The organism is Gordonia ajococcus, from assembly GCF_012974285.1.
GTDB classification, from domain to species: Bacteria; Actinomycetota; Actinomycetes; order Mycobacteriales; family Mycobacteriaceae; genus Gordonia; species Gordonia amicalis.
The window spans coordinates 4,170,949-4,189,519 of record NZ_CP052884.1 but is presented as its reverse complement, the minus strand read 5'-3'; the positions used below and the strand labels follow the sequence as shown (position 1 = coordinate 4,189,519).

The 18,571-nt window shown below is 69.8% G+C and carries 1 protein-coding gene; it reads left to right on the top strand.

Going from position 1 to position 18,571, the window contains the following annotated elements; all coding sequences use genetic code 11:
• Window positions 1-140: 140 nt before the first annotated feature.
• The gene (locus GAA2_RS18895) at window positions 141-18,509 is read left to right on the top strand and encodes an amino acid adenylation domain-containing protein (RefSeq protein ID WP_191834513.1); all 18,369 of its coding nucleotides are present in this window, start codon (window positions 141-143) and stop codon (window positions 18,507-18,509) included.
• Window positions 18,510-18,571: the final 62 nt, after the last annotated feature.

The window sequence follows — 18,571 nt, the reverse complement described above, 5'->3', positions numbered from 1 at the left end:
GGCGACAACTATCCAGGGGGGCCACTTTGCCCGGTCTCGTGTCAGGCGCGGGATTGGCGATTTGTGGTCTGAAGATTCCGCCAGGGCTCTGCCCCCATGCCCGGCGAATGCAGTCGATGAAGACGCATGGGGAGGCCGCGTTGACCATCTCAGAGAGAAATTTCGAGTCAACCTTCGACGATGAGTCGGGCGCTCGGTCACGGGTCGGCACCCTGCCCCTGTCCGCAGCGCAGCGGGGAATCTGGTTCGCCCAGCACGTGGCAGGTGACCTGCCGATCTCGGTGGCGCAGTACGTGGAGATCGAAGGTGAACTCGACACCGGTGTGCTGGAAGACGCCGCGCGGACGACCGGACGAGAATTCGGTTCCGGGTACCTGCGGTTGATCGAGGTCGACGGCGAGCCGCGGCAGTACGTCGACGCGGCCCACAGCGCCCCGGTGTACACCGTCGATCTGCGCGGGGAGCCCGACCCGGTCGAGACCGCACATCGCCTGATGTCGGAGGACTACTCGCGGCCTCTGGATCTGCTCGTCGACCATCTGATGACGAGCATCGTGTACCAGGTGGGGACGAACCACTACTTCTGGTACCTGCGTGCACACCACATCGCCCTCGACGGGTTCGGGGCGGTCACGATGGTCCGGCGCATCACCGAGCGGTACAACGCCGGCATCCGAGGCGAGGCCCCACCGCCTTGCACGGCAAGCGATCTCGCCGACATCATCGAGCAGGACGCGTCATATCCCGGCTCGACCCGCTACGAGAACGACCGGAAGTACTGGAGCGAACACCTCGAGGGTGCCCCGCCGGTGGTCAGTCTCGCCGGCCGACTCGGCAAGCCCACGCTGCATCCGACCCTCGTGAGCACCCCGTTGCCCGACGAGACCGCCCGACTCCTCGACGACGCCTCGCATGACGGCGGGGTCACGCCGGTGATCGTCGCGGCCTTCGCCGCCTACCTCGCCCGGATGACCGGGAGTCCCGAGGTCCTTCTGGGTCTGCCGGTCTCGGGCCGGCATTCCGCCGTCCTCCGTCGCTCGGGTGGCATGGTGGCGAATGTCGTGCCGCTCCGGGTCCCGGTCGCGGGGCACACGCTCAGCGAGGTCGTCACCGCCGTGAAAGGCGAGCTGCTGAGCGCTCTCCGGCGGCAGCGGTACCGCCAGGAGGACATCTTCCGTGACATGGGGATCGCCCGCGACGAGGCGTCCTCGTTCGGTCCGGCCGTGAACCTGATGATGGTCGACAGCGAGGTCGTGTTCGGCGACGTGGTGGGACGCCTGCACGTGCTGACGTCCGGGCCCACCTCGGATCTGTTCGTCAACATCTATCCCGGTGCGGGGCACGACAGCACGCACATCGACTTCCAGGGAAACCCCAACGTCTACACCGCTGCCGAACTCGCCGACCACCACCGCCGGTTCCTGATGTTCCTGCACGAGTTCCTCGGCGGTCCGCCGGAGCGCCAGGTGGGTCTGCTCGACCTGCTCGACGATCACGAACGCGCTGCGCTTCTGCCCGTTCGTGGTCCGGAAGGTGTTGCGCCGCGGCTTCTTCCGGACATCCTCGCCGAGAGCGTGGCTCGTCACGGCGACCGGGTCGCGATCTCGTCGAACGGAGTCCGCCTGACCTATCGGGAACTGGACGCCGTCTCGTCCCGGATGGCGCGCCGCCTGATCGCCCTGGGCTGCGGGCCGGACACGTCGGTCGCGATACTTCTCCGACGGTCCGCCGAGTCCGTCGCCGCCGCGTGGGCGGTTGCGAAGTCCGGGTCTGCCATCGTCCAGGTGGACCCGGACTACCCACGCAAGCGAATCGAGCACATCGTCGCCGACAGCGGCGCCGCGGTGGCCATCTCCGCCGACGAGTTCACCGATCGACTCCCGGAGTCGATGCCCACGGTGCTCGTCGACGGTGACGATTCCCGGGGGGACGAATCCCGAGGGGAGGGCGGTCTCGGGGAGGGGGCCGCCCTCGCCTCGGGCCCGGCGATCGGGGACGGCGACCGCATTCGTCCGCTGCGTGCGGACAACGTCGCCTACGTGACCTACACCTCGGGATCGACGGGTGTGCCGAAGGGCGTCCAGGTCACGCACAACGGACTCGCGAACCTGATCTCCGACCGGTCCGAGGCCTACGGCCTCGACCCGGAGTCGCGGGTGTCCTACGCGCTCTCGCCCAGCTTCGACGCGTCGATGGAACAGCTGCTGACCTGCTTCGCGAGCGGTTCCGCGCTGATCGTCGTGCCGCCGGACGTGATCGGCGGCGAGCGGCTCACACGCCTGCTCGCCGACGAGGGTGTCACCCACCTGACGTTGACGCCGGCGATGCTGGCCACGGTCGAGCCCGAGGAGCTGACCGATCTGCGGGCGGTCATGGTCGGCGGCGACAAGACCGCGCCGCGCATCGTCGAACTCTGGACGCGGCGCGCGCGGATGATCAACGAATACGGACCGACCGAGGCGACCATCACCGCCGCAAGCAAGGTCCTCGACCCTCCCGAGGGTCTGACGGCCGGCCGGCCGGTGCGCGGCGCGTCGATGGTGATCCTCGACCCTGCGTTGCAGCCGGTCCCCGTCGGCACCGCGGGCGAGTTGTATCTGACCGGACCGGGTCTTGCGCGTGGCTACGCGAACCTGTTCGCGCAGACCGCGGACCATTTCGTCGCGAACCCCCACGGCCGGCCCGGGGAGCGGATGTATCGCACCGGCGATCTCGCACGGTGGGTCGGAGACGATTCTGCACTGTCGCTCGAACTGTTGGGACGCACCGACTTCCAGCTGAAGATCCGTGGGTTCCGGATCGAGCCCGGCGAGATCGACGCGGTTCTCATCGGTCACCCGGACGTCGAGGCGTCGATCACCGTGCCGGTCCGCAACAACTCCGGCGCAACCGTCCTCGCGTCCTACGTGACGCCCGTCCGCGACCACCGGATCGATGTCCCGGAGCTGGGCCGATTCGCGCGCGAATCGCTTCCGCCGCACATGGTCCCGGCGGTGATCACCACGCTGGACGCCCTGCCGCTCAACCCGTTCGGCAAGGTCGACCGGAAGGCACTACCCGCTCCGGTCTTCGCGTCCGCGCGCACCGGACGGCCTCCGTCGGCGCCCGGGGAATACCGACTGGCACAGCTGTTCTCCGACGTCCTCGGGGTCGACGAGGTCGGCGCCGACGACAGCTTCTTCGTCCTCGGCGGCGACAGCATCTCCTCGATCGAGCTCGTCGCCCGCGCCAAGGCCGCCGGACTGGCGTTCTCGACCCAGGACGTGTTCGAGTGCAAGACCGTCGCGGCCCTGGCGGTGCGGGCCACCGACTCAGCCGACGACGACGCCCTGCAGGAACTCCCCGGGGCGGGCGTCGGATCGTTCCCGCTGGCGCCGATCATGCACGCGATGCTCGACCGGGGGCACATTTCCCGTTTCGCCCAGGCCGCCCTCGTCGAACTCCCGGACGACCTCGACCGCGCCGACCTCGTTCGTGCACTGGGCGCCCTCGTCGACCGTCACGACATCCTGCGCGCGGTACTGCGCGACGTCCACTCGGGCGAGAGGTTCGTCGAGGTGCGGGAACCGGGCTCGGTCGACGTCGACTCCACGCTCGCCGAGGTGTGGCTCGACCGTCGCGACGCCGACGAGATCGACCAACACCTGCAGGCCGCGGCCGATCTCCTCGACCCGACGGCCGGGTTGCTGACGCGTTTCGTGTGGATGCGGGACCGTGGCGGTGCGAAGCCGGATCTGTTGTGGCTCGTCATCCACCACCTTGCCGTCGACGGGGTGTCGTGGCGAATCCTCCTGGGCGACCTCGCGATCGCCCACGGTCAGATCGCGGCGGGCGCCGACCCGCAGCTCAGCCCGCGGACGACCTCCGTGCGGCGCTGGGTCCACGGCCTGGTCGAACGGTCCTCCGGCCGTACCGCCGCCGAACTCGACCTGTGGTCGGACATCCTCGCGGCCGGTGACCGTCCGCTGGGTGCCCGCGCGCTGGACCCCGATCGCGACGTCACCGCCACCGCGGAACGCGTGCGTGTGCGCCTACCCGCCGACGTCACCGAGTCGGTCGTCACCACCATCCCCGGCCGGTTCCACGGCAGCCCCAACGACCCGCTGCTCGCCGCCCTGGCACTCGCGCTGGCACGCTGGCGGTCTCTGCGCGGTGAGGCATCGGGCAGCGAACTGATCGCGCTCGAGGGGCACGGTCGTGAGGAGTCCGCGGTCCCCGGTGCCGACCTGACCGCGACCGTCGGTTGGTTCACCTCTCGCTTCCCGGTCCGCCTGGACCTGGCCGGCATCGATCTGGACGACGCCTTCGCCGGCGGGGCAGCCGCCGGCGCGGCGATCAAGCGGGTGAAGGAACAACTGCGCGCGGTGCCCGACAACGGCATCGGCTACGGCATGGTCCGGCACCTGGACCCGGTGGGCTGCAACGAACTCCAGAACCGTCCCGAACCGCAGATCAGCTTCAACTACCTGGGCCGCGCGGGCACCCGGGATCTCGTGGGACCGTGGACGCCGTCACGCGAGTTCGACGCGCTGGCCGGGACGGCCGACCCGTCGATGGCGTTGCCGGCCATCCTGGACATCAACGCGATCGCCGAGCCGGGTCCGGACGGACTCGAACTCGACGCCGTGTTCGAATTCGCCTCGCTGGTGCTCGACCGCGCCGAGGCCGAAGAACTGTCGCAGCTGTGGGTGCAGGCTCTCGAGGCCTTCGCCCGACTCGCGCAGGCCGATCACGTGGGCGGTCACACCCCGTCGGACTTCCCGCTCGTCGAGACCACCCAGGAGGAGATCGACGGCTGGCTGCGCGACCACCCGTCGATGGTCGACGTCTGGCCCTTGACCGCCCTGCAGGCCGGACTCCTGTTCCACGCCACCTTCGACGGCATCGACGCCAAGAACAGCGCCGGAGGCATGAGTGGCGCCGACGGCTACGTCGTGCAGGCAGAGGTCACCCTCGGCGGGTCGGTCCGGCCGGAACGGATGCGGCAGGCGGCGCAGGCGCTCATCGACCGCCACGACAGTCTCCGGGTCGCCTTCGTCGAGACCCGCTCCGGTCCACGCCAGATCCTGCTGCGCGACGTGCCCGTCGACTGGACCGATTCCGACCTCACCGGCATCGTCGACGCCGAGGAGCGGCATCGTGAGCTGCGCCGGCTGATCACCGAGTCGGCGACCCCCTTCGACCTGTCGCAGCCGCCGCTGGTGCGGTTCCACCTCATCCGCGTCGACGACGACGAGTTCCTGCTCCTGCTGACGAACCACCACATCGTGCTCGACGGCTGGTCGATGCCGCTGCTCGTCCACGACCTGCTCGCGCTGTACATCGCCGACTCGGCGGACGGCGGAGCGGCCGGGCTGCCCGCACCGCGGTCCTTCCGGGAGTACCTGCAGTGGTTGGATTCTCAGGACCATGAGGCGACGACGGCCGCGTGGGAGGAGATGCTGGCCGACATCGAGAGCCCGACGCGACTCACCGGCAACCCGGACCGGGTCGCCGCGGACGACGTCGCGCAGGTCGACCTCGATCTCGACGTGGCCACCACCGACGCGGTGCTCGGACTCGGCCGCGCCCACGGCGTCACCCCGAACACCGCCATCCAGGTGGCGTGGGCACTGCTGCTCTCCGCCATGACCGGTCGGTCGGATGTGGTGTTCGGCAACACGGTCTCCGATCGGCCGGCGCACATCGCGGGCATCGAGCGGATGATCGGCCTGTTCATCAACACCCTGCCGGTGCGGGTCCGGCTCGATCCCGACGAGACCGTCACGGAGTTGCTCACCAGGGCGCAGGCCCAGCAGGCCACCATGCTCGAGCACCGCAACATCGGGCTCGCCGAACTCCAGCGCGCCGCGGGGATGGCCGACATCTTCGACACCGCCACGGTTCTGGAGTCCTATCCCATCGACGCCGAGGGAGTCGCGGGCGCCCTGGCGGATGCCGGGTTGCGGTGGAAGGGCATCGTGGCGCACGACGCCACCCCGTATCCGGTCAGCCTGCAGGTCACCCCGCCCCGACCGGTGACCGCCGGACGGGGGGCGGGCGATCCGGGCCGCTACGAGCTGATCCTGAAGTACTCCGCCGATCGTCTCGACGCGCAGAGCGCGTCACTCCTGCTCGAACGTTTCGCGATGCTGCTGGGGCAGATCGCGGCGGACCCGGGCCGGAAGGTCGCGGCGGTCTCTCCCTGCTGGGACACCGAACGGGCCGCGCTGTCCCGCGTCGAGGGTCCGCCGGCCATGACACCGCGGACGCTCCGGGGCATCCTGTCGGACACCGCGCGCCGCCACCCCGACATGCCGGCCGTGCGTTCGGGAGAGGGCACGCTGACCTACCGGGAGCTCGACCGACGGGCCGACCGTGTCGCCCGTGAACTCGTGCGCCGCGGCGCCGGACCCGAGGGGTTCGTCGCGCTGGCGCTCCCGCGGTCGGTCGAACTGATCGTCGCCATGTGGGCGGTGGCCAAGTCGGGAGCAGCGTTCGTCGCCCTCGATCCCGGCAATCCCGCATACCGCCTGGCCGAGTTGCTGGCCGACTCGCACTGCACGCTCGGCATCACGGTCGAAGAGGTCACGAAGAACCTCCCGGATTCCGTCGACTGGCTCGTTCTGGACGCCGCCGGACAGGCGGATGACGAAGGGGCGGAAGCGGACTGGTCGACGACCACGGTGGAGGCCGACAGCAGTGCGTACCTGATCTTCACTTCCGGATCGACCGGACGGCCGAAGGCGGTCCACATCGATCACCGGGGCCTGCGAGACCGGGTCACCGAACTGGGCGACTACTTCGGCGTGCAACCGGGTTCGGCAGTGCTGCAGGTGTCGTCTCCGGGCTTCGACGCCTGCGTCTCCGAGGTGCTGCTCGCGCACGGCAACGGGGCATGTCTGGTGGTGGCGCCCCAGGACGTCTACGGCGGAACCGATCTCGAGGAACTGGTGCGGACCGAGGAGATCTTGTGCGCGATCATCACCCCGACCGCCCTCAACACCATGGACCCCGCACGCGTGCCGTCGCTCACGACGATCGCGGTGGTCGGGGAGGCGACCGGCGCGGACATCGTGAACCGTTGGGCCCCCGGACGCCGGCTGATGAACCACTACGGCCCCACCGAATGCACGATCTGGGCCACCGCGGCCGACGACCTGCAGCCCGGACAACCGGTGACCATCGGCGGGCCGGTCCGCGGGGTGTCTGCGGTGGTGCTCGACGCATGGCTGCGGCCGGTGCCGGTCGGCGTGTCCGGCGAACTGTACCTGGGCGGACCGGGTCTGGCCCGCGGGTACTTCGACCGTCCCGACCTCACCGCATCCCGGTTCGTCGCCGATCCCCGGTCGGCGACCGGCGAGCGCATCTACCGCACCGGTGACCAGGTGCGGTGGATCCGAGGACGCGGCGGACTCGAACTGGACTATCTGGGACGCAACGACCAGCAGGTCAAGATCCACGGTCTGCGTATCGAGACCGGCGAGATCGACGCACATCTCGCGCGGCACGACGCGGTCGCGCAGGCCGTCACCCTGGTCCAGCCGGGACCGGCGGGCCGGCCGGTCATCGTGTCCTATGTGGTCGGCACGCCGGGGGAGCAGCTCGACGTGACCGCGCTGCGCACGGACCTCGCGGAATCCCTGCCGCGCTACATGGTGCCGACCGTCATCCTCGAGTTGCCGGCGATGCCGGTCACCCGCACCGGCAAGGTTGATCAGAAGGCGCTCCCCGCGTGGGACTTCCGCGCCGAGAGCGCCGGCGGTCGAGAGCCGTCAACCCCCACCGAGAAGCTCGTCGCCCGGCTGTTCGCCGAGGTCTTGGACGTCGACACGGTGACCGCCGACGACAATTTCTTCGCCCTCGGCGGCGACAGCATCGTCTCGATGCAGCTCGTGGCACTGGCGAAGTCGGTCGGACTGACGATCACCGGCCGCCAGGTCTTCGAGGCGAAGACGGTCGCCGCGCTGGCGGCCCTCGCCGACCTCGACGGCCCCGAGTCCGGCGACCCCGCTCGAGCAGTCGAGACCGACGTCGCACCTCTGGAGAACCGCGATGCGCTCTCCGACAACGACTTCGGGGATGTCTGCGACTCCGATGCGGAGCTCCTCCACCATCGCTACCCGGATCTGGCCGAGATCTGGCCGCTGTCGCCCACGCAGGCCGGCATCCACTTCCATTCCACGCTCGATCCCGACGCTTCGGACAACTACACCGTGCAGTCGACGATCCGGCTGTCGGGGTACCTCGACGGCGCGCGGTTGCGTCGTGCCGCACAGGCGCTCGTCGACCGTCACGACATCTTGCGCGCCGGTTTCGTCGAGACCTCCCGGGGCCCACGCCAGGTCGTGGTCGGGCACACCGACGTCGCCTTCCGCGAGATCGACCTCACCGGCCGGTCCGCCGACCGGGCCCGGGAGGAAGCCGAACGCATCGCCGCCGAGGACGCCGCCGCGGGGTTCGACCTGAGCATCCCGTCGCTGATCCGGTTCACCCTGGTCCGTCTCGAGGCCGAGGCGTTCGCGCTGCACATCACCAATCACCACGTGATCCTCGACGGTTGGTCGATGCCGCTGCTCATCGGTGAACTCCTCGAGTTCTACGGCGAGCCGGAGCGTATCGACACGGCCGGCTCGGCCCCCTCCTACCGCGACTACCTGCGCTGGCTGGCCGAGCAGAACCACGACGCGTCCATCGCGGCGTGGACACGGGCCTACGCCGACGTCGACGCGGCGACCCGCGTCAGCCGGAACGGTGCCGCGATGTCGGGAGATCGGGCCGGCGAGGTCGGCGCGGAGTTGCCCGCACAGGAGTTCCTGCGTTTGCGCTCCGTGGCCGCCGATTCCGCGGTGACCGTCGGTACCGCGGTGTCCACGGCATGGGCACTCGTCCTGCGTGTGCTGACCGGTGAGACCGACGTGATCCTCGGTTCGGCCGTCGCCGGACGCCCGCCGGAACTGCCGGGGGTCGGCCAGGCCCTCGGGATGTTCCTGAACACCGTCCCGGTCCGGGTCCGGCTCGATCCCTCGACGTCGTTGCGGGAGTTGCTGGTCGAGGCCCAGGACCACAACGCCGAACTGCTCGACCACCACTACGTGGGCCTTCCCGCCATCCACCGCGCGGTGGGGCTGGCCGACATGTTCGACACCGCGCTCGCCTTCCAGTCCTTCCCCCTGCGCGAGTCGAGCCTGCAGGAACTCGTCTCGTCGGCGGGTCTCCGCGTCGACGGGCTCACCGGCGTCGACGCCACCCCGTACCCCCTGAGTCTGGTCGTGGCACCGAAAAACGATGCGGGGGAGGGCGAACCGGGCCTGTCCATCACCCTTCGCTTCCGCCGTGACGATTTCGACCCCAGCCGGGCGCGGGAGATCGTCGACCTCTTCGTCGAGTGCCTGTCCCGGATCGCCGACGACCCCGACGCGCGCCTGGGCATGCTCGCGCATGTCGGCGGCGAGCGGGATCGGCCGGCGCCGCTGCGGGGTCACCACCCGGAGACGTTGCCCGACATCCTCGCCGCATCCGTCGCCCGCCACCCCGACGCGATCGCGGTGACGTGTGGCGCGTCGGTGTCGTACCGCTGGCTCGACGAGCGGTCGAACCGAATGGCCAGATTCCTGTTGCGCCAAGGAGTCCGGTCGCACGACGTGGTCGCCTGTGTGTTGCCGAGATCGCTCGACGCGGTCGTCGCCCTCTGGGCGGTGGCCAAGACGGGTGCGGCATTCCTGCCGGTGGACCCGACCCTGCCTGCTGAACGGATCGGATACCTGCTCTCCGATGCCGATGTCAGGCTGGGTCTCACGCACGCCGGGACCGCTACCCTGGACGGTCCCGGCGTGCCCCCCGGCGTCGAGTGGCTCGAACTCGACGACGAACGGCACCTGTGCATGCTCGACGCCGAAGCCGCCGAGCCGATCAGCGATGTGGAGCGGGGCGGTCCGATCCGGATCGCACAGACCGCCTACGTGATCTACACCTCCGGTTCGACCGGCACGCCGAAGGGCGTGCTGGTCAGCCACCGCGGCCTGGCGCGGCTCGTCGACGCACAGCATCGCATCCTCGACTGCGATGCCACGTCGAGCGTTCTGCAGGTGGCCTCACCGAGCTTCGACGCCTCGGTCTTCGAGATGCTGATGGCGCACGGTTCCGGTGGGCGCCTCGTCGTCTCGCCGCCGGATGTCTACGGCGGCCCCGAACTCGCCGAGCTGATCCGTCGGGAACATGTCTCCCACGTGGTGGTGACGCCCTCGGCTCTGGCGACCGTGCCCGATGCGGGACTCGACACGCTGCGTGTCCTCGCGACCGCCGGCGAGGCCGTCGGCCCCGAGCTGATCGCGCGGTGGGCGCCGGGACGCGCCATGATCAACCTCTACGGCCCCACCGAATCCACCATCTGGGCCACGGCCAGCGAACCGCTCGAACCGGGTGGCCGGGTGACGATCGGCCGCGCGGTCGGTCCGGTCGCCGCAGCCGTGCTCGACACCTGGATGCGCCCGGTGCCCCAGGGCGTCGTCGGCGAGCTGTACCTGTTCGGACCCGGACTGGCCGACGGCTATGTCGGGAACGCGACGACGACCGCGGCCCGGTTCGTCGCGTGCCCGTTCGGTGACACCGGCGACCGGATGTACCGGACCGGCGACCTGGTCCGGCGCACCGTCGACAACCAGCTGGAGTTCCTGGGACGCAACGATTTCCAGGTCAAGATCCGCGGTACCCGGATCGAGGTCGGGGAAATCGACGCGCTCCTCGGCGGTCGCTCGGACGTGGCGTACGCAGCCACAATCGCCCGCAGTGACAACGGGATGCCGCGGACGCTGGTGTCCTACGTCGTGCCGGTACCGGGTGCGGAGTGCTCCGGCGACGACCTGCGGGAGTCGCTGTCGCAGCGGCTGCCCGCATACATGGTCCCGGCCGCGGTCGTCGTACTCGACGAGGTCCCGCGCACACAGACCGGCAAGCTGGACCGGAGCCGGTTGCCCGCACCGGTGTTCGCCGCAACGGAGTTCCGGGCACCGTCGAATCCCGCGGAGTCCGCGGTGGCCACCGCCTTCGAGGAAGTCCTGGACATCGCTCGGGTCGGTGCCGACGACGACTTCTTCGCCCTCGGCGGCGATTCGCTGAGCGCGTCGGTGGTCGCCGCGCGAGTGGGTGCGGCGTTGGGCGTCCGTGTCCCGGTGCGCGCCCTGTTCGAGGCGCCCACCGTGTCGAGCCTGGCCGCGCTCGCCGGATCGCTGCACGAAGGACAGCGGGCACCGCTGATCCCGGGCCCGCGACCGGAGCGCCTCCCGCTGTCGCTGGCGCAGCAGCGCATGTGGTTCCTGAACCGGATGGAGCCGGAATCACCCGCGTACAACATCCCGGTGATCCTGAAGCTGGCCGGACACCTCGACATCGCGGCGCTGGAGGATGCGCTCGCCGACGTGATCGGCCGGCACGAGGTGTTGCGGACGATCTACCCGGACGACGCCGGTGAGCCGCACCAGCTGGTGCTCGACCACGTGGCAGCAGCGGTGGAGATCCGGTACGTGCCCGAGAGCGCCGTCGAAGACGCGGTGGGCGAGTTCGTACGTCGCGGCTTCGACGTGACCACGAGGGTGCCGATCCGCGTGGGACTCCTGCGCATCGGCGAGCCCGGCACCGCGGTCGGCGGTCCCTTCCTGGACCAGGCCGGAGAGTTCCTGCTGATCCTGGTCGTGCACCACATCGCAGGTGACGGACAGTCCATGGCGCCGCTGGCACGGGATGTGATGTCCGCCTACGCAGCCCGGCTCGCCGGACAGGAACCGGCCTGGGAACCGCTCGAGGTCCAGTACGCCGACTACGCGCTCTGGCAGCGTCGGGTGCTCGGTGAGCCCGACGATCCGCAGTCCCTCATGCACGCGCAGCTGGACTACTGGCGGTCGACGCTGGCCGAGATCCCGGATGTGCTGGATCTCCCCACCGACCGTCCGCGACCTGCGGTGGCGAGTCTGTCCGGCGGCCACGTCCCGGTGGAGATCGACGCCCGGCTCCACGGCCGCCTGCTGGAACTGGCGCGATCGCGGAACGCGTCGCTGTTCATGGTCCTGCACGCCGCGCTGGCCACGCTTCTCGGCCGCTTGAGCGGTGGCGACGACATCGTCGTCGGGACCCCCGTCGCCGGCCGCGGCGAGCCGGGACTCGAACCGCTCGTCGGCATGTTCGTGAACACGCTCGCGCTGCGCACATCCCTCGACCGCGATCAGTCCTTCGCCGGACTTCTCGGCGAGGTCAGGGACACCGACCTGCATGCCTACGAGCACGGCGACGTCCCGTTCGAGCGGATCGTCGAGGAGCTGAACCCACAACGCTCGACCGCACACCACCCGTTGTTCCAGGTGGCGCTCGCCTTCCAGAACCTCTCCAAGGTCGACGTGCAACTGCCCGAGGTGACCGTGTCGCGGGTGCAGGCCGACACCGGTGTCTGCCAGTTCGACCTACAGCTCGTGGTCGCCGACGCCTACGGCGAGAACGGTGCGGCGAAGGGCATCTCGGGCGCGATGATGTTCGCGCACGACCTCTTCGACCCGGAGACGGTCCAGGGCTTCGTCAAGCGTCTGTGCCGGATACTGGAAGCGATCGTCGACGATCCGGAGACACCCGTCGGCGAGATCGACTGGCTCGACTCCGCGGAACGCACCGACCTGCTCTCCCGTGTCGGACGGCCGCGGCTCCCCGGTGACCAGGCGCCGCCCTCATCGGTACTCCTGCCGGAGGTCTTCGCCGCTGCGGTTCGGCGGAACCCGCACGGGCCGGCGGTGGTCGCCGGTGGCGTCGAGCTGTCCTACGCCGAACTCGACCGACGCTCGAATCGATTGGCACGGCACCTCATCCGACGGGGTACGGCACCCGAACAGCCGGTCGCCGTCGCGGTCGAGAGGTCCCTGGACTCCGTCATCGCCTGGTGGGCCGTGGTCAAGTCCGGCGCCGCCTACGTGCCGGTCGACCCGCACTACCCGACCGCCCGGATCGGTCAGATGGTCACCGATTCCGGTGCGACGCTGGGTATCACGACGCTCGGCGCACGCGCCGGACTACCCGGGACGATCGACTGGGTCGTCGCGGACGATCCCGCCGACGCCGCGCGCATCGACGCGCTGGACGACGGCGAGGTCGGACAGGCCGAACGGATCCGGCCGGTGCGCGCAGCGAACACGGCCTGGGTCGTGTTCACGTCCGGATCGACCGGGGTGCCCAAGGGCGTCGCGGTCACCCACGCCGGGGTCGCCGACTATCTGTCCTCGCTGTTCGTCGATCCCGCGAGCGGACCCGACTCCCGGGTCCTGCATTTCGCCTCGCCGTCCTTCGACGCATCCCTGCTCGAGATCCTGCTGGCGATCAGTTCGTCGTCGGCACTCGTGGTGGCGCCGACCGACGTACGAGGCGGCAGCGAACTCGGCGACTTCCTCCGCAGCCGACGCGTCACCCACGCGTTCGTGACCCCCGCGGCGCTGGCGTCGGTCGATCCCGCGGGTCTCGACGACCTGCGAGAGGTGATGTCCGGCGGCGACGAGGTGCCGACGGACCTGATCACCCGGTGGGTGGGCGACGATCCGGCCCGCGCACGCCGATTCCGAGTGCTGTACGGCCCCACCGAGGCCACGATCGTCGCCACTGCGACCGAGCCGCTGAAGGCGGGGGAACGGTCGACGATCGGTACCCCGATGGCCGGGATGCAGGCCCTGGTCCTGGACGCGCGGATGCAGCCCGTCCCGGTCGGCGTGGCAGGCGAACTCTACCTGGCCGGTCCGGCGCTGGCCCGTGGCTATCTGAACCGGCCCGGCGTCTCGGCATCGCGTTACGTGGCCCATCCCCACGGTCGGGCCGGGGAGCGGATGTACCGCACCGGTGACGTCGTCCGCTGGAATGCCGCCGGATCGTTGGAGTTCCTGGGACGCAACGATTTCCAGGTCAAGATCCACGGCTTCCGGGTGGAGCTCGGCGAGATCGACGCCACGCTGGGGGAGCACCCCGGGGTGTCGTTCGCGGTGACGGTGCCGCGCCGCGACAGCGGGGTCGGCATGCGGCTGGTCTCCTATGTGGTGCCCACTCCCGGTGAGGTGGTCTCGGGCGAGAAGCTGCGTGCCCTCCTCCTGGACTCGCTGCCGCCGTACATGGTCCCGGCCGCGGTCATGGTTCTGGACGAGATCCCGTTGACGCCGAGCGGGAAACTCGACCGCAAGGCCCTTCCCGCACCGCTGATCACCACCCGGCGATTCCGCGCCCCGGCGTCCCCGGTGGAGGAGATCGTCGCGGGGGTCTTCGCCGAGGTCCTCGGGATCGAGGGCGGGGTCGGTGCCGACGACGACTTCTTCGACCTCGGCGGCAACAGTCTCGCCGCGACCCGTGTCGTGTCGAGGATCGGCGCGGCCCTGGGCACCAACGTCGGCGTGTCGATGATCTTCGAGGCGTCGACGGTGTCGAAGCTGGCGGCACGGGCCGAATCCCACACGGCCATCGGCCGGATCCCGTTGGGATCGCTGGAACGACCCGCACGCATCCCGCTCTCGTACGCGCAGCAGCGGATGTGGTTCCTCAGCCGGATCGAACCCGACTCGCCGGCGTACAGCATCCCGATCGTCGTACGGCTGTCCGGACGCCTCGACGTCGACGCCCTCCGGTCGGCCGTCGGAGACGTCGTCGACCGTCACGAGATCCTGCGCACGGTCTACCCCTACGTGGATGCCGAACCCACGCAGGTGATCCTGCCGCCCACCGGTGACCGTGTCCCGGTGGTCGTCACGTCGGTTCCCGAATCGGAGATGCCGCAGGCGATGTCCCGGCTGCTGGCCAGGCCCTTCGACGTGACGTCGGAGGTCCCGGTGCGGATCAGCCTGTTCTCGCTCGGCGACGACGAGTGGGTGCTCGCGGTCGTCATCCATCACATCGGTGCCGACGGTTCGTCGTTGACGCCGCTCGCCCGCGATCTGATGAACGCGTATGCGGTCCGCACGAACGGTGGGGAACCCGGTTGGGAACCGCTGCCGGTGCAGTACGCGGACTACGCGCTCTGGCAGCGGGTGGTCCTCGGTGCAGCCGATGACCCCGACTCGCTCCTGCATGCGCAGATCGACTACTGGACCAGGCAGCTGGCCGACGCGCCTGCGCTGCTCGAACTGCCCGCCGACCGCACGCGGCCGCCGACACAGTCCTACACCGGCGGCAACGTGCCGCTGACCGTCGACGCCGATCTGCACGCCGCGCTGCAGCAGGTCGCGCGTGCCCACAACACCACGCTGTTCATGGTCTTCCACGCGGCGCTGGCGGCACTCCTGGCCCGGCTCGCGGCGACCGACGACGTGTCGATCGGCACCCCGTACGCCGGGCGAGGCGAGCGCGAACTCGACGATCTGATCGGCATGTTCGTCAACACCCTGGTCCTCCGCACACAGCTGCGGCCGGGCATGTCGTTGCGGGAACTGATCGACGACGTACGAGACACCGATCTGGCGGCCTTCGGCCACTCGGACGTCCCCTTCGAGCGACTCGTCCAGGAGCTCAACCCGGTCCGGTCCGACGCCTACAACCCGCTGTTCCAGGTGATGCTCGCGTTCCAGAACACCGCCTCGGCAGACATCGAACTACCGGAGCTGTCGGCGTCCGCCGTCGAGCCGGACACCGGGATGTCGCTGTTCGACCTGCAGGTGACGGTGTCGGACACCTACGACGCGAGCGGCGCGCCGGCCGGTCTCCGAGGCGGGATCACCTTCGCCACCGACCTCTTCGACGCATCGACGGTCGCCGGCTTCGGCGAACGCCTGATGCGGATGCTCACCGCGCTCGCCGAGGATCCCGCGCGAGGAGTGCACGAGGTCGACCTGCTCGACGACTCGGAACGGGACGCGGTCCTGGTGCGGTGCAACGAGACCGCCCACGCGATCGATCCGACGGCGACGCTGGCGTCGCTCTTCGCCGATTCCGCGGTCCGGTTCGCCGACAGCCCGGCGATCACCGCCGGCGAGACCGTCCTGACCTACGCGGAGTTCGCCGGCCGCGTCAACCGGCTGGCCCGGTGGCTCGTCTCCCGCGGGGTCGGCCCGGATTCACTGGTGGCGCTGCGGATGCGGCGTTCGCTGGACCAGGTGACCGCGATGTACGCGGTGCACGCCGCCGGTGGAGCGTACGTCCCGGTCGATCCCGATCATCCGGCCGAGCGGATCGACTACATGCTGGAGTGCGCCGACCCGGTCGTGGTCCTGACATCGCTCGACGGCGTCGAACTCGACGCCTTCGACGATGCGCCGCTGACCGACGACGACCGGCTCGGTCGGCTGACACCGGACCATCTCGCCTACGTCCTGTTCACCTCCGGTTCCACCGGAAGGCCGAAGGGCGTCGCCGTGTCGCACCGTTCGGTGGTGAACCAGGTTCTCTGGATCAGCGACGAGTACGAGCTGAACGTCACCGACGTCGTCCTCCAGAAGACGCCGGCCACGTTCGACGTCTCGGTGTGGGAGCTGTTCGCCACCCTCGCGGTGGGAGCGCGCCTCGTGATCGCGCGGTCGGACGGACACACCGACACCGACTACCTCGCCGACACGATCGCCCGGGAGCGCGTGACCATCACCTCGTTCGTGCCCTCGATGCTGGCGGTGTTCGCGGGCGCCGCGACCACCGGCTCGTTGGATTCGCTGCGGGCGCTCCTCGTGGCGGGCGAGGCCTTCGGCCCGGACGTGGTCGCCGCGGCGCGGCGGATGCTGCCCGGGGTGGAACTGCACAATCTCTACGGTCCGACGGAGTTCACGGTGCACGCCACCGCGTATGCCGCGCATCCCGACGACACCGGGGCCGTGCCGATGGGCAAGCCGGTGTGGAATGCCCGTGCCTACGTTCTCGATTCGCGGTTGCAGCCCGTACCGACGGGCGTCACCGGCGATCTGTATCTGTCCGGGACCCAGGTGGCTCGTGGCTATCACGGACGAGCCGGCCTGACCGCGGAACGCTTCGTACCCGACCCGTTCGCGCCGGGGGAGCGGATGTACCGCACCGGCGACCTCGTGCGCCGCCGGCCGAGCGGGGATCTGGAGTACCTGGGCCGCAGCGACTTCCAGGTGAAGCTGCGTGGCCTGCGAATCGAGCTCGGGGAGATCGAGGCGGTGTTCGCCGAACACCCGAAGGTCGCCCGCGCGGTCGCCACGGTCACCTCGACCGACACCGTCGAGTTCCTCGCGGTCTACCTGGTGCCCGCGACCCCGGGCATCGACTCCCCGGACGCCGCCGACTTCGACACCGACGAGGTGACGGCCTACGCGTCGACGGAACTGCCGGGGTACATGATGCCCACCGCGGTGCTGGTGCTGGACACGGTGCCGCTGACCGCGTCGGGCAAGCTCGACCGCAAGCGCCTGCCGAAGCCGGCGCTGAACACCGCGGAGTTCCGCGAGCCGTCGACCTGGCTGGAAGGTGAGATTGTCCGCACCTTCGAACACGTCCTGGGGGTGCCACGGGTGGGGGTCGACGACGACTTCTACGAACTCGGCGGCAACTCGCTGCGGTCGGTCCAGGTGGTCAACGACCTGAAGAGCGAACTGCACATGGACATCCCCGTCCGGTGGATGCTGTCGGCGTCGAGTCCGGCCGATCTGGCCCGGCGGATCGAGGACGGGATGGGCAACGGCGAAGGCACCGGCGAATCCATGGAACTCGACGCGCTGCCACCGCTGGGGTTCGACGTCCTGCTGCCGATCCGGCCGGGCGGTGAGAGGCCGCCCCTGTTCTGCGTTCATCCCGCGTCCGGGCTCTCGTGGGCCTATCACACCCTCGGCCGGCACCTCGCGTCCGGACGACCGGTGTACGGCCTGCAGGCACCACAGATCGGTGGCGAGAAGGACGGTCCCACAACCGTGGCCGGGCTCGCCCGCCGCTACTTCGACGAGATCCGCACCGTGCAGCCGCACGGGCCGTACCACCTGATGGGGTGGTCGCTGGGCGGCACGATCGCGCACGCGGTCGCCGCGGAGATGCGGGCAGCAGGGGAAGAGGTCGCGCTGCTCGCGATGCTCGACACCGAGGCCGACGCGGTCGACACCGAGGCGATCACCACCATCACGGCCGGTGAACTCATCAGCAACCTCGGACCGGTCCTCGGCATCGACTTCGTCAGCGCCGACGCGACCGCGGAGGAGGCGGCCGAACAGATCGCCGCGCGTCTCGGCGGCGGACTCGGCATCGACGCCGAATCCATCGAGAACCTCACCGAGGCGTACAACATGCTGATCCGGGCGACCGGGGACTGGCAGCCACCCGTCGTCGACGTCGACCTGCGGTACTTCACCGCGGTCCGCGACCGTCGTGCGGACGCGGTGGGGCACGACGGATGGGCACCGTATGTCCGCGGGAACATCTCGAACGTCGACGTCGACGTGCACCACCTCGGGATGACCGAGAACGAGGCGATCATCCGGATCGCCGCGATTCTCGACGAATACATGACTCGCGAAAACGGCCACGAGGACGGCCGTTCCGGGTCTAGCGTTTTTCAACAAGGGGAGATTCACCATCCAGAAATGAGGTAGTCCATGAGCAGGTCAGGGACTTCGACCGAGCTACACCGAATGCGCTTCCAGGGCTTGCGCGT